General features: G+C 59.9%; 8 protein-coding genes and 1 pseudogene. 8 read left to right on the top strand and 1 reads right to left on the bottom strand.

The window, feature by feature from the left end; all coding sequences use genetic code 11:
* Positions 1 to 38 precede the first annotated feature (38 nt).
* The 8 genes and pseudogenes from OBACDRAFT_RS25525 (at position 39) to OBACDRAFT_RS28355 (ending at position 10,842) form a co-directional block, all read left to right on the top strand.
* Positions 39 to 1,010 carry an AraC family transcriptional regulator gene (locus OBACDRAFT_RS25525; RefSeq protein WP_052362074.1) on the top strand — a complete coding sequence of 324 codons (972 nt, stop codon included), beginning with the start codon at positions 39 to 41 and terminating at the stop codon, positions 1,008 to 1,010.
* Positions 1,011 to 1,084: 74 nt separating this feature from the next.
* A complete protein-coding gene (locus OBACDRAFT_RS15130; RefSeq protein ID WP_081722084.1) occupies positions 1,085 to 3,154 on the top strand; it encodes a glycosyl hydrolase 115 family protein in 2,070 nt (689 codons plus the stop codon).
* Between the two features lie 71 nt (positions 3,155 to 3,225).
* Entirely contained in the window at positions 3,226 to 4,038 is an 813-nt protein-coding gene (locus OBACDRAFT_RS15125; protein ID WP_157837114.1) for a hypothetical protein, read from the top strand.
* Between the two features lie 51 nt (positions 4,039 to 4,089).
* Positions 4,090 to 6,084 (top strand): hypothetical protein, encoded by a 1,995-nt coding sequence (locus tag OBACDRAFT_RS15120; protein ID WP_125068827.1) that lies wholly within the window; start codon positions 4,090 to 4,092, stop codon positions 6,082 to 6,084.
* Positions 6,081 to 6,851: a type II secretion system protein gene (locus OBACDRAFT_RS25520; protein ID WP_052362072.1), complete on the top strand. Its 771-nt coding sequence runs from the start codon at positions 6,081 to 6,083 to the stop codon at positions 6,849 to 6,851. The genes OBACDRAFT_RS15120 and OBACDRAFT_RS25520 overlap by 4 nt, the downstream gene beginning before the upstream one ends.
* A gap of 28 nt (positions 6,852 to 6,879) precedes the next feature.
* Positions 6,880 to 8,307 (top strand): alpha/beta hydrolase family protein, encoded by a 1,428-nt coding sequence (locus OBACDRAFT_RS15110; RefSeq protein WP_232767185.1) that lies wholly within the window; start codon positions 6,880 to 6,882, stop codon positions 8,305 to 8,307.
* 97 nt (positions 8,308 to 8,404) lie between these two features.
* Positions 8,405 to 10,255: pseudogene (locus OBACDRAFT_RS31275) on the top strand (alpha-amylase family glycosyl hydrolase); the annotation flags it as partial.
* Between the two features lie 443 nt (positions 10,256 to 10,698).
* The gene (locus tag OBACDRAFT_RS28355) at positions 10,699 to 10,842 is read left to right on the top strand and encodes a hypothetical protein (protein WP_157837113.1); all 144 of its coding nucleotides are present in this window, start codon (positions 10,699 to 10,701) and stop codon (positions 10,840 to 10,842) included.
* A 280-nt stretch (positions 10,843 to 11,122) separates the two neighbouring features.
* On the opposite strand, the gene OBACDRAFT_RS25515 is transcribed toward OBACDRAFT_RS28355, so the two are convergent.
* On the bottom strand, positions 11,123 to 18,736 hold the full coding sequence (locus tag OBACDRAFT_RS25515; protein ID WP_052362070.1) for a phosphoribosyltransferase: 7,614 nt from the start codon (positions 18,734 to 18,736) through the stop codon (positions 11,123 to 11,125).
* Positions 18,737 to 18,739: the final 3 nt, after the last annotated feature.

The raw sequence follows: 18,739 nt of genomic DNA, 5'->3' as shown, positions 1-18,739 counted from the left end.
GATGCCATCTCCCAAAATGCGGGCCAATTGATTTCCCCATGGGTCGTATTCTCAACGCAATTGATAAGCTCCCCTTTCCCCTGCTCCTTTCGGACGAACGCCTCATCGTCATTCCCAATGGAGAAACGCTTTTTGTTCCCAACACCGGCATAAAAATCTGTTTTTTCCTTCATGCCGATATCGACCTGAAAATCGCAGAACACTCCGCCCTTCGCGTCCGCACCGGTGACATCCTCACCGTCCCTCCCGGAGTCCGCCAAACCTGGATCCCACTCCGGCGTGCCGACGAACGACTCCACCTGCGACGCATCCTCCTGTCTCCCGCGGTGCTGACGGACACAGAGACAATGCCGGAGGACCTCCGGCCAGTGGGCGCCATGTTTCACGACGTGCATCATTTACCGCAAGCGCTCACATCACATCACCACGAACTCCTTTCCAAACTGCGCTCCGAAATCGAAGCGCGTAAGTCGGGTTGCCGACTGATGATCGCCAGCTTTTGTTTCGAATTGCTGGCCCACACCCTGCGCACTATTCAGCCCCTCCCCCCTCCCCCCTCCCCCCGCCGCACGCCACTTCGTGCGCGACGCGCAAAAACATCGGTTCCCCCGCCCGACATACACGTACAGGCCGCTCAGGAATTCATCCTCGAAAACTACGAAAAACCGCTGACCCTCGAACAAATCGCCCGAGGCACACACCTCAGCCGCGAATACCTTGCCCGCATTTTTCACGAAACAACGGGGGACACCGTGTTCGCCTGGTTAAATATCCAGCGCATCGAAGCCGCCAAAAGCCATCTCTGCGGCACAAACCATCCCGTCGGAGAAATCGCCTCCCTCGTGGGTTTCTCCTCATCGACACTCTTTTGCCGCACCTTCAAACGCATCACCGGACAAACCCCTATGAAATACAGGCGTCAGGCCCTCCGCCAGACAGGTTTCAACCCCGCCCTCCGCCACCGTCTGCCCGAATTGCGCTACATCGAAACCGCATTTTATCGCCCCTGAAAAATGTCACTCACGGTTGATTCTTGTTACTTGTGGTTAATGACAATCGCCTGCGCGGTTGATAGGATGAAAACATGGTTTCCGCCACGCCACCCATCCCCCGCCCCGCCATTTCACGCTCCCCCCGGACCACGTCCCAGACAGACGGGCCTCTAGACATTGAACCCAACGCGGCCTCGCGCCTCCCGGGCGTCGCCGCCGCGCTCGCCGACCTGCAACGCGACCTGAAAAAAATTCTGTATCCAGAAACAGAATGCAATAACGACGCCCCCTTCATCCATCTGGAAATCCTGCTCGTCCCGGACTCCATGCCACGGGAAACCTTCACCCTTGAAATAAGCCCCTCCCTCCCCTCTCCCCGGCATACGTGCGCGAACGACGGCAACATCCACATCCACCTCAACGCTTCGGACGAACTTGGCGCCATTTACGGCATCTACGAATTCTCACACCGCTTCCTTGACGTGGACCCATTGTGGTTCTGGAAAGACATTGAACCCGCGCCGCTCGCGCCAACCACACAAGCCGCCATCGCCGAACTCCTTCGCCGACTCTCCACACAACGCATCGAAACCCCGCCGCCCGCGTTCCGCCACCGCGGCTGGTTTATCAACGACGAAGACCTCCTCTCCCACTGGCAGCCCCCCTCCGGCGAACGCTTCCGCGACTGGCCCGGCCGCGACCGCACATTCGCCATCTCCCTCGAAGACGAGGACAACTGCTACGAAACGCGCCTCCTTCATTACTACACACCCGTCGCCACCGCCGAAACAATGGAGATGGTCTTTGAAGCCCTGCTCCGCCTACGCGGCAACCTCATCATCCCCGCCTCGTTCATCGACATCATGAACGAACCCGAGGCCGCTATCATCCACGCCGCCATCCGCCGTGGCCTTTACGTATCCCAACACCACGCCGAACCCCTCGGCGTCTCCCACTTCGCCTACGAAACCTGGTGTTCAAAAAACAACTACACCACCGCGCCCTTCAGTTACCGCGAAGCCCCAGCCGCCATGCGCGCCTGCTGGCGGGCCTACGCCACGCGCTGGCACACCGTGGCCGGAGACCACATCATCTGGCAACTCGGTCTGCGCGGACGCGGCGACCGCCCCCTCTGGAGTCACGACCCCGAAGCGCAAGCTCGCGCCGGCGAATTCATCGAAGCCGCCCTTGCTGACCAGCTTGCCATCATCCGCGAAGTCGATCCGCGCCTCCCCCCCCCCCCCGCCACGCTCACCCTCTGGCTCGAAGGCTCCGACCTCGTCGCCAGCAAACGCCTCCGTATCCCTGAATCCATTACCTGCGTTTTCGCCGACCATTGTGAAACCCAGGAATTGCAGGCCGACTTCCGGCACTTTCCCCGAACCCCGGCCCACACCCGCGGCTGCTATTATCATGTGGCCGTCTGGCCCTGCGGACCGCATCTCGCGCAAGGCCCGCGACCCTCGAAAATCGCCCGCATCATCGCCTCCCTCGTCGAACGCGGCGACACGTACTATGCCATCGTCAACGTTTCCAACCTCCGCGAACACGTGCTGGGCGCGCAGACATTTCTCGAACAAACATGGCAACCTGACCCCATCCCGCTTACTGACGCAGCCCATCTCGCCCGCTGGCTGCCCGGCAGTCTGCTCCCGCTCCACACCGCGCTGCTCGATTGCCTCCCGGAAGTCTCCCCCGGCTTTACCCTCTACGATGGAGCCGCCCGCCGCTTCATTTACGATCGCCTATTTGCGCTCACGCCATGCAACGCCCGCCGCGCCCGCCCAATCCCCGTCGGCCCCGACGGCATGGACGCCTTCCGGCAACGCCTTGCCACCTCCATCGAACGCCTGCGCGACCTCTGCAACACACTCGACGCCCAGTCCTCCATTCACGCAAAAGGCACCCGCTGGCATTCATTCTTTGAAACCAATCTTCGCGCCCAAGCCGGCATCCTGCTCGGCCTCTACCGCAGCCTCGACGCCCTGCTCACTCCCTCGCCTGACTTTACAACTGCCACCGACGGGCTTGATGCCGCCATGCGCAGTTTTCGCATCGGCGAAGCCGGCCGCTGGCACGCCTGGTATCGCGGCGACACCAAGATGGCCCTCCGCAATCTCTGCGAGCGAATCATACGTATTCAAAAAACCATACAAAAATAAAATCCAACCCATCCATGACCACCACCACATTCATCACCGCACCCGAAAAAATACCAACACATATGAAAACCATGACACACAAAACTGCAGCCACCGGCCTCCTCCTCGCGCTTGCCACCCTTCCGCTGGCGACGCTCTCCGCGACCCCGTTCGTCGACGCGGACTTCGAAACCGCAACCGTGGGCGAATCTATCACCGGATGGTCCACCACCCTCGTCACCGCCCTGGACCCGAAAAACCCGGAAAACCAAGTGGCCAGCACCGCCACCGGAGCGAACACCACTATCCGGGCAACCAATGCACTCCCCGGCGTCCAAACCGCCACGGGCGGCATCAGCCTCGCGCTCGATTTTTATATCGGTAACGCCCCCACCGGATGGAATACTTCCTGGTATCTGCAAAGCGGCACACTGGCATCCGGCCAGTTTTATACCGCCGGCTACGGCTTCGTCCTTCGCGGCACCTCAACGGAAATTTATTCCACCTACGGCGGCGGCACCTCCACCAATCAAGGCGGCATAACTTCACTCAACGGAGCAGCAGTCCCCCATCCTGAAAATTTCTCTTACAAAACCGATGCATGGAATTCGCTCACCTTCACATGGCTCGCCGGCGGCTCGCTCGAACTCCGGATCAACGGCAGCCTCGTGGCCACCGCCATCGATACAGCGGCGGAGGATGCAACTTCGTTCGCATTTCGCACCCTGAAGCTCTCAGTTTACCGCAGCACTCCGGCCACCGAGACGCTGTCCTTCGACAACATCGTGGTTGCTGCCGTTCCCGTCCCTGAAATTTCGGCATCCGTGCTGCTGATCGCCGTCGCCAGTTCATTACTCGCGCTCGCCGCCACAATCGGAAAACGTCGGCGTGACAACGCACGCTGATCGCCCTCGCTTAACAGCCCTATCCTCCTCCTCTCCCCCCCCCTCGCCGCCATGTTACCACTGCGCATATTCCTTTGCCTGACGCTCCCCGCCATTGCGATGTCAACCATGGCCCTTGCAGCAACACTGCACAAGCGGGTTGCCCAAGATCACTGGATCGGCGATCCCGACGCGTCACTATCGGCAGACAATCCCTATATCCAACTTGCGGAGAAAAACGTGACTGCCGCGCTCAACAGCACCACGGCGGATGGCAGCGACACCTTCTGGCTGACATGGGGAGCGACGGCGCGTGAAAGTGCGCGCCGAGGAGACGCGACCTTGCGCGACCGCGCACTGGCCGCCACGGATGCCCTAGCGCAAAACGTGCAGAAAAAACCCGCGCCCCACTGGGCCATCACCACCCTTCTCGAATGCCTGTATTTGTGGAATAATGACACGACTGGCAACGCTGCCACCACCGACCCCATGCGCTGGCAACGCTGGCTCGACGCCGCCCGCCCCTCCGTGACCCTATGTTACGAAAACCACATGAAAGCCTTCCCCTCCGCCGCTACCGGCAAGGATTCCGGTCCCGGTGCTTCGTGGAGCACGGTTGCCCCCAACACGCAGTTCCAAGGCGCGGTTGTCCTCACGCTGGCCTCGCGAATCCTTGGCGACGCACGCCATGAGCAACTGGCAAGGCGTCTCGCGCAAAAAGCGATGGCGCAACAACTTCCGGGCGGCGCATTTCCCTACATCCGCAATTCAGGACCGAGCCCCCTTTATCTTGGCTTCGACGCCACCTTTCTCGGACGCTACTATCAACTCACCCGCGATGACGACGCACGCCAAGCACTCGTTCGCATGGCGGGAATCGCCCGCGAGGCGCAGTCCAATGGAATGCTCGACGGAAGTGCGACACCGTGGTGGAAGCATCGCTGGACACCCGGTGGTCCCATGCACGGAGTCGAAATCGTGGCGGGCCTTTCGCGCAATCCCTTGATGCGCGCCCTGGCTGAAAAACGACTCCAGTTGTCTCAAAAACTCCAATACAGCCACGTGGCCATGTATTTCTGGGACCCGACAATCCCTTCCATTCCCACGACGGACCTTGGCGCGAACCTCTATGAATGGTCCGGCAATGCCGGTGGCCCCATGCTTCGGAGCGGACGCTGGCAAGTCGTGCTCCCCTTCATGCCCTATGGCGACACATGCGCCGGCGGATCGCTCGCGCCCGCAGCATCGCAATCACCGCAAACTACAAAACCGACCTTCAGCTTCGACAATTACGTGGAGACCGTGGCGCTGCCCATCCTGCGCAAAGAGGGGGACGAACCGTGGACTAAAAACAACACGCTGTTTATGATCGCCCCGCAGGAAACCTCCTCGCGATCGGCTTTGATCGGTGACGGCTGGATTGCATCAGCGGTGCGCTTTCATCCCCGGCGAGGCTCTTACGGCGCTCCCGCTGCGCGCCCCCCGGAAGGCTGGCTGATGACCCAAATATGGTTTGCCGACCAACACGGCATGGCCGGCTGGCTGACTGTCACGCGACAACCCAAAAGCACTGGCAACGACATGCCCCGGGGCCTCGTCAGGCTCGGCCAACCGGTGGTCGCTGGCAACGACCTCCGCACACTGGACTCCGGACCACTCTCACTCACGTTTTTCGGATCACAGGTCGGGCAGGTGGTGCCGGACGGAAAACAGGCATGGGCGCACCTCGCACTGCCCTCTCCCGGAGAAACCACGGGGTATGGAATTTCCATCACGCACACAGGCCGGCTTCTCGTGGTTGAGGCCCTGCCAGCCAAAACCCAAAACGTATCCATCATAAAACTACACGAACGCGACGCCCAGCCGCAATCTGCGGCATTTGTCTGTTTTAATGCCGGCGAAAAAACGGTGACAATGTCCGCACCGCTTGATGGCTGGCTTTCGAGACCAAATCCAGATGCCCCGCACGTCACAACGATTCCAGCGCCCGTTGCGGCGGGCGAACAGATCACGTTGCAGGCGGGCGAACTCGTCTTGTTTCTACGTCAACCGGAGGGCGTTCGATGAGATGCAACGAACACAAATCAACCCCTCGCGGACACCATCGCCGCGCGTTCACGCTTATCGAGTTGCTGGCCGTGATCGTAATCATCGGAATCCTGACGACGCTGATCGTGGTCACGCTTGGACGCGTGCGAGACAAGGCACGCGAAGCGCATTGCAAAAGCAACCTCCGCCAGATCGGCACCATGATCGGCCTCTACATGGCGGACAACAAGGGGCGGCTGCCATGCAACCCGAACGGACATCCCGCCTATCCCACCGATTCAAATCGCTGGATATTTTTGCTGCTTCCCTACGGTTCCAAACCGTGGAAGGCAGGTGCGCGTTCGGGTGCGGGAACCCCCTTTTATTGCCCGTCCAACCACACCCTGCCGCTCGCCAAGGCCAATTTTCTGTGGGAGGACTATGGATACCTTTGCAACATCCAGTTGATGCCCCGGCTCAGTGCCACGTCTGCGGACACCGCGGTGAAATATGAGGGAATCACCGCCCGCCGAGTGATGGTGGCGGACACGATCAAGGTCGATGTATCATCTGGACTGGTGGAAAAAAGTTCGGGTTTGTGGGCCGGTTCTCATGTGGCGTCGCAAGCCCGGGACAACCGTGCACTGGAGTTTCTCGTCGGCGACGACGATCCGCGTTGGAACGTTCACGGAAACGGAGTGAACACCTTGTGGGTGGATTTCAGCGTGCGCTGGATGCCCCAGTCCGAGATTAACCGTCCGGGAAAGGACACTCCGGGCGGTGCCTATTTCGGCCCCAAAAACTAACCTCCCCTCCCCCCCTTCCATGATGCCAATGTCGTTTGTTTTAGATTTCATTCCGGTTCGGAAAATCACGTGCATGGTCATCGGTGCAGCACTTCTGTTCCCGGCGGCGTTTCGCGCGCCGCTCCAGGCCGAAAACGCACGGGAAAATACGCAACGGCACGCCGTTCTCGATTTCGATCCGCCCAAGACTCCGCCACACCTGATCCGTCATATTGTTTTGGATACACCTGCTCCGGAATCGACATCGGCCGACGATCCACGGGTGGAGCGGATAGTATTTGAATCCAGAGCCGCCTTGACGGGAGCGGATGCCGGTCAGGTCAACGAAGTTTACGTCATCATTGCCCGTCCCGCCCACCCTGGTCCACATCCCGGACTATTGCTCTTGCACGGAGGCAAGGGACATGCCGACGAGCGTGGGGCGATGGCGTGGGCGCGAAAAGGATACCTCACCATTACCCCCGATCTTCCCGGCATTGCCGATCCGGCAAAAGCAACACACTCACGCGGTCCATGGACCGGACGCCCCTATGCTGACGGGCGCTGGCTCACGCAGCCGGGGATTGCAGCCTCCACAATCCATCAAGGCGTAGTCGCTGCGCTCGACACCTTCGCGCTCCTTCGCGCCCAATCCGATGTGGACACCGCTCACATTGGAGTCATTGGCAGTTCATGGGGAGGCTACATGACAACCATGATTTGCGGTCTTCTTGGCGGGCAGATACGCGCAGGTTTTTCCAACTACGGTTGCGGTTTTTTTGAGGAGACGATGTTCAATCGCAGCTTGCTCCGCATGGCGGCCAAAGATCGCCAGTGCTGGCTTGATCAGCTTGATGCCGGTCGACGAGCCTCCGGCATTAGTGCGCCCTTCTTCATCGCCGGGGCTACGAATGACACCTTCTTTTATCCGCCTGCGATCGAACGCACCCTCGCCGCGATCACGACTCCGGGCGTCAATCGCGTGTACGCGCCCAACGCACACCACAAGCTTCCCGTGCCTGGCGGAGTGCTTGCCACCGGAGGCATGGCCCATATGGCAGACGCATGGTTCGCATGGCATCTTCAGGGAAAGGGAGACGCGTTTCCTATTGTGAACATTGCGGTGCCCGCCACTTCGCAAACTTCACCCACCGTCGCCACGATTTCATTTCATGTAAAAAGCCCCCGCCCCATAACCGCCGCGACACTTTGGCATAGCCCGCCTCCGGCAAAGGGAGATGTGGGAGGCTGGCCCAAGCGAGTGTGGGAAAAGGTGAGTGCGACCGAAACAAAACCTGGTGCCTATATTGCTGCCTTGCCTGCAAATGTTGTCCGTCAACCTGACGCAGCGTGGTTTGCGCTGGTGTCTGACGATCGCCCCGTATCTGTCGCTAGTCGCATGATGTTTTCTGGCAAGATCAATGGAGCGACGGAAACTGAGGGAGCAACGGTCGGCCGCCCCACCCAAAATTTTTGATCCCAATCCCCGATCACTTATCATAAGGGATAATTTCCGTGTCTGAATTCGATGGTCATCTCGATGACCGTCACATCACTGTTGCCGGCTGGGATTCATGAAAAAGCCATCAGAGCTCCGTTCCTTTTCCGGTCCTCATTTTGGGATTTCCATCGGCCTCGCGGATGGACGCCTCGCAAGCATCCGGCGCACCCGCGACGGTGCGCAAATTTACGCGGACGATGGCGGCGATCGCGGTTTGCGCGCCTGCGTCGGCGGCATTCCCCGTCCGTTCCCCAATCGGGGCGGCGTTGATAGCTGGCGTTGCATTGTGGACGGGAGGCCGGCGGATTCCGTGTTCGTCGGTGGCGCGGCGGTTTACGAGGGACTCGAACAAACCGACCTCGGCGACGCCCTGCAAATCAGCGTCCGCCAGCGCGACGGACTCTGGCGTTTCGTCACCCATTACATCATGGAGAAGGCGGACCCCGTTTTGCGCATGGATTGGGAAATCCACTACAACGGGGAGGACAGCCAGCGGTTGCATTTTTTGGAATGGAAATGGGCGGACTGGGCATTCGCCGACCAGCGTTTCCCGTGGCAAACGGACAAGGGTAATTTCCAAACGCAACCGCTCCGCGACGGCGGCAGCATCGTGCTCTGGCGCAAAGACGATGGCGAATGGTGGCAATGGAATCTTGCCCCCGCGCCATCGCGTTCCGTTGAGTGCCGGCTTTTTGTCGGCGGGCGTTTGTCCGGCGGGCAACACGGATTTCGTGGCGGCGGCTTCCACATCGGACTTTCCGACGGCATTGGCGCCGCCTCCGCCGACATCGTGCCGCGCTGGTATGCCAGCCATCATCTGCATGCCCTCGGGATGCCCGCCACCCGCCCGGTTCACAACGCCCACATTTACGAAACCTTCATTGGCTGGCGCATGATCGTTGGCGAAACAACCGGCACGCCTCCGCAACGTCTCGAACCTTATCCCACCACCGAGGCGCTCGCCGCCGATCTGCCGCGCATCAAGGCGCTCGGTTTTGACACGATTTACCTCATGCCCCGCCAGCCCTTCCCTGGCTACACCACTGCGTCACTCACCGATCCGGCGCTCCAATACGGCGATGGCGAAGGCACCGGCGGACGTTTCCGTTCGCTGACAAAGTCCATCCACGCCTTGGGCATGTCGGTCATCGTTGATGTGGTTTTGCACGGAGGCATGGATCACGGCACGCTTGATTTTCAGGACGGAATCATTGATTCGCTACCCGGCAATTGGGGCAAAAACAACCACCTCGCGCACAGCGAAATCTGGCGGAGCGAGGCCCCAAAACAGCATCCTCTGTGGGAGGCGCATCCCGAATGGTTTTGTCAATTCGAGGACGGCCGGGCGCAGATTGGTTACACGCGGGCCTTCGATTTGCGTCACCCCGGATTTCAGGAGTATTTCGTTCAATCCCTCGCGTCATTGGTTTCCGAATACGGGATTGACGGATTTCGTTTTGACGCGCCGTGGTGGACGATTTTCGCGTATCGCTGGAAGGAGGATGCCGGTTATCGGGCCAGTTGGCAGGCGGGGGCCGCGGCGCAGCTTGTCAGCCGCCTGCACCTCGCCGTGCAGCGGGTGAAGCCCGACACGATTTTTTTCATGGAAAGCAGCGATCCGTTCACCTGCCAACCCGCGCATCTGAAATACCCCTACGCCGTGCAACGCATCGTGCTGACTCAAATGCAGAAAAAGCTCATGACCGCGCGTGTCGCCCGCGAAGCTCTTTCTTATCTGCGCAAGGTGCGCCTGCCGGGCGTTTCCGTTGCCCACTGGATGGTTGATTCGCATGACAGCGTGTGGGCTTATCGCTGGAATGAAAAGTGGCTGCATCGTCATGTGGGTCTGCCACTGGCGCGGGCATTTGCGGGGCTGGTGGCTTTTGAGGACGGTGCGCTCATGAGCTTTACCGGGAGCGAAACGCACATGGAGGAATGGTTTCGTTTGTTGATGCGTTTGCGGCGCGAGCTTCCTGTTCTTGCGCACGGGCAATGCGACGAACTCGCGGTTTTGTGTGACAACGAGCACGTTTTCCCGCTCTGGCGCTGGCTTGACTGCGAGTGGTTGCTGCCGGTTGTGAATTTTTCCAACGAAACGCAAACCGTGCGTCTTGGGTTGCCCTCGCATCCCGTTGTGCCGCGAGGGTGCGCGTTGACGGATCATCTTGATCCTGCGGCGAACATCCGCTGGGGCGGTGACGGGGACGAGTTGCTCGTGGATTTGCCCCCCTGCGCCACTCGTCTGATTGGTGCCTCCCATCCCGTAACCGAGCGAAATGATTGAAACGGTTCGGAAATCGCCCCGAAACGGGTCAAAATTGGTAACCGGCGCGAAATGGGTGCCCCCCCCCCATCCGCGACATTATCATGAACGCCCGGACGCCTGCCGAGGCCATCGACGGCGTGCAAGCATTCTGCGCGGTGAAGTTTGATCCATCGCGGTCGGCGCGAGTGATGGAGGAGGCGATGCTGGCGATCACGGCCAACGGCGTCGCCAGTCGGGCGCGATGACCCATTTCAAACATTTCGCATACGCCACGCGGGCCGGTCCTTTCAAACATTCGCCAGCCCGCTCGCTTTTGGCGCCCTCCCCCAGAGGGTAAATCAAACCAGATCAGGCCAGATCATGGTATTTCAAACATTCCTCTCAGTGGAGCCCTGTCCCGACCTTTTTCTGGTGCAAGCGCCGGGAGTCGAACCCGGATCGACGGCTTCGGAGACCTGATCTCACATATTGTCAATCAACATCTTGTGAAATCAGGTATGTCAGAGTAATGCCACTTTTAAGAAATCAGCGTTTTTTAAGGCTTTGCTGCAACGCCCGGTTAGCCTTCGCAACTTCATCATCATCGGTCAGTTGCTCGCTCGCTTCAAGCAAACGTTGCAGGTAGTCCGTGCGGGGGGCGGCTTGGTAGCGTTGCTGGCCTCGCTCGCCGCTCGCCTTCGTGGGGAACAACACTTTTTCGCGGCCCCGACTGGCCGCAATTTTCTCGTAGTGGCGATAAGCGTTTTCCAACTGCCGACGCCCCAGCAGATCAAGGCTTTCGACAAACTCCCGGCGCCATTCCTTCCTGATTGCATGCAGCGGGTCTTGCGAGCGGATGCTGGCCGCAAAACTCTCCGCCGTGTAACCTTCCTCAAGCAGGCGATTGTAGAAGCGCATGGCGTTCTCAGCATCGCCATTGTAGATGGCCCGGCGAAAATTGCGCGTGAGTTGGTCCCGCACGTCTCCCACACCGGCACCGGTGCCGCGCGGACGTCCGCGCTTCATCTCCGCAAATTCATCGGCTTTGTCCCGGATGGCGTAATAGCCAAACTGTTCCGGATCACGCAACCGCTGCTGTAAGAGCAATTGGCGAACCCATGAACCCATGTCGCGCACCGAATAATAATCCTTGTCCACGACGCGCGCAATCATGTCGGCGGTGAAACCGTCCGTCAACGATTCGAGAATGTAACGCTTCATGTCGTAGGCGGGGATTGTGCGCATGTCGAACACGTTGGGAAACATCTTTTTGCCAGTCGCGACTTCGACGGGAAGTTTGAGATGCGGGGACAGTCCCCCCGCAACGTTGTTGACGAAATCCTTGGGGGCCTCGGACAACGCTTCCTCCGCCGCTTCAACCGCCGTGGCAAAGTCGGTTTTTCCCGTAAGCCATGACATGGCGGCATGCATGAAGCGTTCACCTCCAAACCATCTCAGCACGTCGGCAAAGGCGGTGTTGAAGTATTGGACGAAAAACGTGCCATCCTTGCGTTTGGAGGTGGTCAGGTGGGGACGCCGCTTGTCCTCCTCACTCAAATCATCCTCATTGTCCCCCATCCAGATGCTGGCGAACGCGTGCATCAACACATACGGGACGGCCAGCCGGATAATGAATTTGCCCGCCTTGGATGCGGCCGCGCTCCCGGTGCGGAATGCCATTTCCTTTGCCAGCTTCCTGCCGGTCTCGGTTTTGGAAAACATTCCGGCTTTCGACATGTCGCGCAGGTTGCGCAGCACGTTGGCATGGTATTTGAAATTGACCTCTGTCCACGAATAAAACGCCTGCAAGTGTTCGCGGATGTATTGTCCGCCAACGCTGATGTTGTCATAATCGCCAAACGTGTCCCTGCTGATTTTGGCGGCTTTGCGAATGTTGGCATCCCCCGCCCCCGGTTTGCTCTCTTGCATGGCGTCGATGTCGCGCCAGTAGGACCCGCCGTAGTCGGGGCGGGCGTTGTTTTCCAGTTTTTCGAGGTTGTTCAGGTAGTTGGCGTAACGGGTGATGGCCTCGCGCATGGCGCTCAATTCCCATGATGGCAGGTGGCCAAGACCGATGAAGTTGGTGAACCACTGGTAATGGAGGCTCGAAAAACGGTTTTTCAACTCGCGTATGACTCTCTCGGCAACCGTCTCGAACTGCTCAAAGGCGCGCAGGGTGCGCAAGGCGTTAACCTCCTGGGCCGTGATTGTGTTGATGACGCCTTCCTTGATCGCGCCCTTCAGTTCCGGGCTGATTTCGCCCTTTTCCAGCCACAGGGCGTGGATTTCTTTCATTGCCTTCGGCAGTTTGCGCAGGGTGCCGGGGGTTGATGAAAAGATTTTTTCCGCGTCGGCGACCATGTTCCCATACTCGTAACGGGCATGGTTCTGGGGCATCATGAGCTTCCATTGCTTCCACCAGCCCTGCGCTTTTTTGAGGGCGCGGTTAAGCGCCCATTCCGTGTGCGAGCTTCTGGCATGGATGCCGCGCAAGGCATCCGCCACCCGGCGCGGCAGTATCCACGTTTCACGTTCGCTCTGATGGAGGACGGATTCGATGTCGCCAGCGTTGAGCCGCACGTTATCGACCCCGAGTTTTTTGAACTGTTCGTGCAAGTCTTCGCTGGTCAGCGCCACGCCCAGACGCCGGGCAAGCGCAGCGCGGTTGATCTCGAATGCAGTGAATGCGTCCATGCTTTCCGCGCCGTATTTCGCATAACCCGCCGGGGCCAGTTCCACATTGAAAAAATGCTCCAGACTCATCCCCCGAAGCTTGGCTAATTCCTCCGCCGCTTCGCGCACGTCATAGAATTTGGCGAAGTCGCGCACGGCATCGGCCTTCCAATTGTGCTCCCCCACCTGCACAAGATGGTAATACATGGCCTTCGCATAGTCGGTTTCGATGTTGCGGGCGCTGCCGACCGGGGTGACCAGATACCCGCGAAAATCGGCATCCGCGTCCGGTTTGATGCGTTCTATGCGCATTTCTCGCTCCACTAGTTTGCCATCTTCCCATGCGGTAAGAACGACGTGCGGGAAGTAGTAGGGATTGGCGAGTTCATCCGCCGAAAAAAGCGAGCGTTCCTTCAAGTCGTCTGCGATGCTCTTCACCATGTCCATGTGTGCGCGCAAGGCGTCCAGAATCACACCCTGTTGCGGATGTGCCGCCACAGCCTGCTTGAGTCGCGCCAATTCCGCCCGCACCTCGGGCAGTGTCATATCATTCGGGAGCTTGGGGGCTCCGCCATCCTCAAGCGTGATGTTTTCGGCTCGCCACTGGAAATCCAGCATCATGAGCAATTGCTGGAACAACACGATGGGCTGGCTCTCCATGCGGCTCTCCAAATCGGCAATCGACGTGTCCAAGTCGGCGGACACCGGCTTGCCAGCGTTGACGAGCTTGCGCTTGCGTTCCTGCAATCCCTGCAACTTCCGGTAGGCCTCGGCGCCGAACCGCGCGCCGCCCGCCTTCAACAACGGTTCCACGATTTTTTTCAAGGCCCGGTCGGCGTCTTTTTGCACGGCATCGTTTCCGGCCAGAAGCGTGCGCCGGAGTTCCTTGATCCGGTTGTAGAATGCGGGCCCGGTGCCGGTGAGCTTGTCCAAAAGTTCCAACTGCCTTTTCAATGTGCCGCTAACAGGCATCCCGCGTTTCTTGATCGCTTCGGCCTGTTCGAGCAGACGCTTTTTCAGCGTGGACAGTTCGTCGGTGGCATCATTCGGGTTGATAAAACGGTCTTCCTTGTTGCGAAACCATGCGGAGGGGAAAGCCGGCAGTTCTGGCACGGCCCCCCGGAAGGAATACAGAATGTCACGAAGCGCGGCCCATGATTTTTCCAGAAACGACGGCCTGCTTGAGGTATGTCCATAGATGTCACGCACAACCTTTGACGGGCGGGCACTGGACGCCGCGTCCGTGGCTGGCGGTGTGGGTGGCGGATTTGCGGCCCTCTGTCCGGCATCCCTCTCCCAATCGGGAAACTCAAGATCGAGCCTGCCCTTTGCCCAGCGCGCGATGCGGTTGCCCTCTTCCATCGCGCTCTCATTTTGGGCACGCGCGCCGTCGCTGCGCAATTTTTGGCCCCGCTCAAGCTCTGCCAGCAACGCGTCAAGCCGGGCGGACGGCGGCGGCTTCGCCATGTTGTCAACCACCTCTTGCGCCTTCTCAGACTCCGACTTCGGATCAATGGGCGATTTGCCTCCCTCTTCCCTCCCGGCGGCGGTGGCGAATTCTACGCCGCCATCGGATGATTCCGGGCTGCCCCCTGACGGATCAGACGCTGTGCTTCCGCTACCTTCGTCTTTAGATCGGCTCGCAAGGACTCGATTTCTGAAATCGTCAAGCGATCCCCGCCATGTCGAGAGCCAATAGGCTTCAGGACCGGTGAGGTGGCGTGCGTCACTGTAGATGCCGAGTTCATTGAGTGTGCGGCTTATGTTCTCCAAACCAAACCGGCGGTCAAGCTCAGAGAGCACCTCGGGGCGCGGTGCAAGCGGCACACGGTCCCCGGGCAAACGCTTGGTGTCGGCTCCAAGCGTGGATGCCAGCACAACACGCCCCCCCCCGGTTTCGATGTGGTTGCGTAGTGCATTGAGCGTCCCTCCCATGCTACGCATATCGTCCACAATAATGTAGTCACGCCCCGCTTCCACTGGCCCGGCAAACTCAGCCCGCCGCGCCCAGCGATACAATCCGCTTTGCCCCGTGGCGCGCCGGTGGTTGGACTGCACAATCTCGCTATAGACCGGCAACCCCGTGACCTCGGCGAGCATTGACGCATAGGCTGACGGGATGGCATTGCGCCCCGTTGCTTCCTCCGCGTGGACGGGGACAATGAGCGCGTTCGGAAAACGCCTTGCCAATCCATCCACCTTCTTCGCCTCAAAAAAGGCTCCCACCAGACGCACGGCGGCTCCCACATTGCCGCTCTTGGCCGCCCGGTATTCGGGATGCGCATTGATGCTCGTCTGGTCGCCATGCCAGATGATATCAGGGAATCCTTTAGGCCAGGGATGGGTTTTCACCATCCCCCTTTTATCCCGCCCCTTGCCGTAATCAACGCGGGATTCTCCCCTGCGTTGTTGTATGGCGTAGGCGGTGCCTGCCTCGCGTCCGGTCTGCGCATCCGCGCCGCCGGTGAGCCAGCGGCGAAACGCATCCTCAAACAGTTCGCTGTTGGCGTCGATGCCATCACGTCCGGCGAGGGCCGACCAGATGCGGCGGATGAACTCGCGCAACTGGTGCGCCAGCCGTCGCAACAGGGAGTGGCCGGTGGCGTCGATTTTGCCCCGCATCCAGTCGCGGTTAAACTTTGCAACGCGCTCGGCAAACCATTCTTTGAATGCAAGATCGGGGTCGCGTCGCAAACGCTCCGATGAAAATTGCTCCGGCAAAAAGGCGATGTCTGTATTGGGTTTTCCGTTACTGTCGAAGAGCGGACCGGTGTGATCGCTCGTCTCGCGTTCGTAAAGATCGCGCAACAGGGAGCGCGTTTCGGCTGGCAGGGTGTCAAGGTAGGCATGCGCCATTTCGTGAGTGAACAAGGCCGCGCCCTTCGCACGGTCTCTCCACGCCCGCGCGGCCAGCACGATGAGAGTCTGCTGTCCGCGCAAGCGTTTGATCGCGGCCACGGCGGATTCCGGCACCGGCTCATCGTGTCCACGCGCCCGCAGCAAGTCTTCGACCAGACCGGTTTCGATGTCATATTCCCGCGTCAATTCCGGGAAGGCTTTGCGCAGCGCAGCGATTTCACGTTCTGCGCCGGCATCGGTCAGCGTGTCCGATTCATGGCTGGCGGTGGCATACTCGGTTGAGTTGTCAAAGGTGGGGGTAATTTGCTCGCCGTTAAAGGCGCGTTGCATGAGGTCCACCACATCCGTTTCGGTTTCGGCGCGGAAGCCAAGCCCGCGCAAAGTCTCAGCCAGACGGTCCAGCGAAGGGGCGGTTTTGCTAAAATAGCCGCTCGGAACATTGCTCTCCCACAACATCTGCAACTCGCCGCCAAGTCCGCCTTTTTTGCGGGTCTTTTCAGGAATGGGCAGACGTAACGGGGCGGTCAACCCCGCTGCTCTCATCGCGCTTTTCTTACCTGAGAACAGATCGCGCAACGTGTAATCCTGAGACGTGGTGGCGGCGGACTCACGTTCCTCCTCGCGGAACCGGCGTTCCATTTCGGTTTCGATTTGTTCCTGTGTCAGCCCTTCTTTCTGCGGGTCGAGTGCTTGCAGGTTATCATCGGGCACATTGCGCAATTCCACGATCCTGCCAGTATCGGGGTCGCGCCCCGTGCGCTCGATGTAGTTGATGCGCTCCCTGTCGGTTCGGATGCGGGCGAGCTTCGAGGCTTCCTCTGTATCCGAATTTTGTTTACGCGCAGCCGCCTCCGCTTCGCGCCGGGACTCCTCTCTCACCTGCATGTCGGCCAGCCGCCGGGAAAGCGCCTCCGCCCCTCGCCGGGCGCGGGACACCGACTCCTCATCCAGCCCGATGGAATTGTCCTCCGCGTAAAAACGCATGACGTTGGCCGCGCCCTGCACCTGCGCAAACGTCGCGTCGGGATTTTTCATTGTCTCACGCGCCACCTCCAAGTGACCGGCAAACGCCTCGCGTTTTTGCCGGGCGGCCTCAAGCCGTGCCACCCGTTGCGCCTGCTCTTCCGCCCGCGCCTTCGCACGCTCCGCATCGGCGGTGGCAACCTGAGCCATGATCTCATCCAAGCCGCCCGATTTTTCCTTCAACCGGTCGGCAATGACTCCTTGCGCCGGTTCCACCTGTACCGTGTTGCCGGGTGTTTTTTGCTTTTCGAGCGCGGCGGCCTGTTGTTGCGCGGTGCCGGGAGTGCCGACCGCGCTTTTGACTTCAACGCCGTCCGGCGTGCGTTCCGTGATGGCAACGATGGGCTCGCCAGTGGCGGCGGCGCGGTTCTCCACGTCGCTTTTGTTGAGCGGGCCAAGGCCAAGAATTTCGTTTTCCCTGCCCGCTGCGCTCAATTCGCGTATTTTGGCGGCGGATACGAGGCGCGGGTTGTAGTGAAAGACGCCGCGCTCGGTTTGCAGGCGGGCCATGCCCCTCGGCAGATTCAGTTCGCCGCTGGCCTCCACGCCGTCAGGTCCGATTGGAAACATCTGCGCGGGACGTTGCCCGGCAATAAGTTGTTTCTGTTGAGCCTGTAGTGTCTTTTCGGATTCACGGACATTTTTCCCGGTGTCGGAAAGCCGGTCACGGACAACGCCGGTGCCAATCTCCACACTGCCGGGGCCGACTTCGCCCAATGCCTCGGCAACCACGGCGCCCCAGTCCACCTTATCCCCGACAGCGAGGGAGCCAAACGCTTCACCCGCGCCGCCCAACGCGCCCTGAATGCCGACTTCCGCCGTGCCTTGGCCGATCTTTCCAATCAGACTCTTCGCAGGCGCACGGAACAATCGACCGGCCAGACCCGCCGATAACGCATCCATTACCGCCACGGGCACGCCCCGCTTTGCCGCCTTGGCCTGAATCGCCGCGATTTTTTCAGGATCATTCAAAATCGCTTGGATGGTTTTCGGTTTCTGAAAATCGCCGCCTTCCTGACGGATTACGTCGATGAGCGTGCCGGCATATTCCATGGCATACGACCCGGTTCCCGCTCCGATTGCGGTTCCCACCGGCCCCCCCGCGGAGCCTAGCGCGCCAAGGGCGATGCTGGGCGCGCTGGCCGGGATGCTCTCGGCGGAGAGCCCGGCAATGGCCTGTATTGGACTTTTACCAGCTTCCACCAACTTCGCCCAAGCTCCCTCCGCTTGGTCGAACGCCTCCTTGCCGGGGGCTTGCGGCAAGGCTTCAATTTTCGCCTGTCGCCCGGCGATGTCCTGAATGATTTGCGGAGTCTGCTCACGGATGAGCTCACGATTTTTTCTCGCACGTTCCCGCAACTTGGGATTGGGCGAATTTTCCCACTCGGCGAGTTGCCTGTCCCAATTCGACCGGGCTACCAGACCGACCGCATCCAGCGATTGCAACGCCGCATGACCGCCGCGCTTCGCGCTGTTGAACGTCCCCCGGATCGTTCCGACCGTTTCCGGCTCTGCATAAGTCCAGCCTGTGGGGAGCGGAGGGTTTGTCGCGGACGGTTCTTCGTCCGCATAGGTCCAGCCTGTGGGAAGCGGAGGGTTTGTCATGTG

This window comes from Geminisphaera colitermitum TAV2, assembly GCF_000171235.2.
In the GTDB taxonomy this organism is placed as follows: domain Bacteria; phylum Verrucomicrobiota; class Verrucomicrobiia; order Opitutales; family Opitutaceae; genus Geminisphaera; species Geminisphaera colitermitum.
This window is presented reverse-complemented; position numbering and strand designations above follow the sequence as displayed.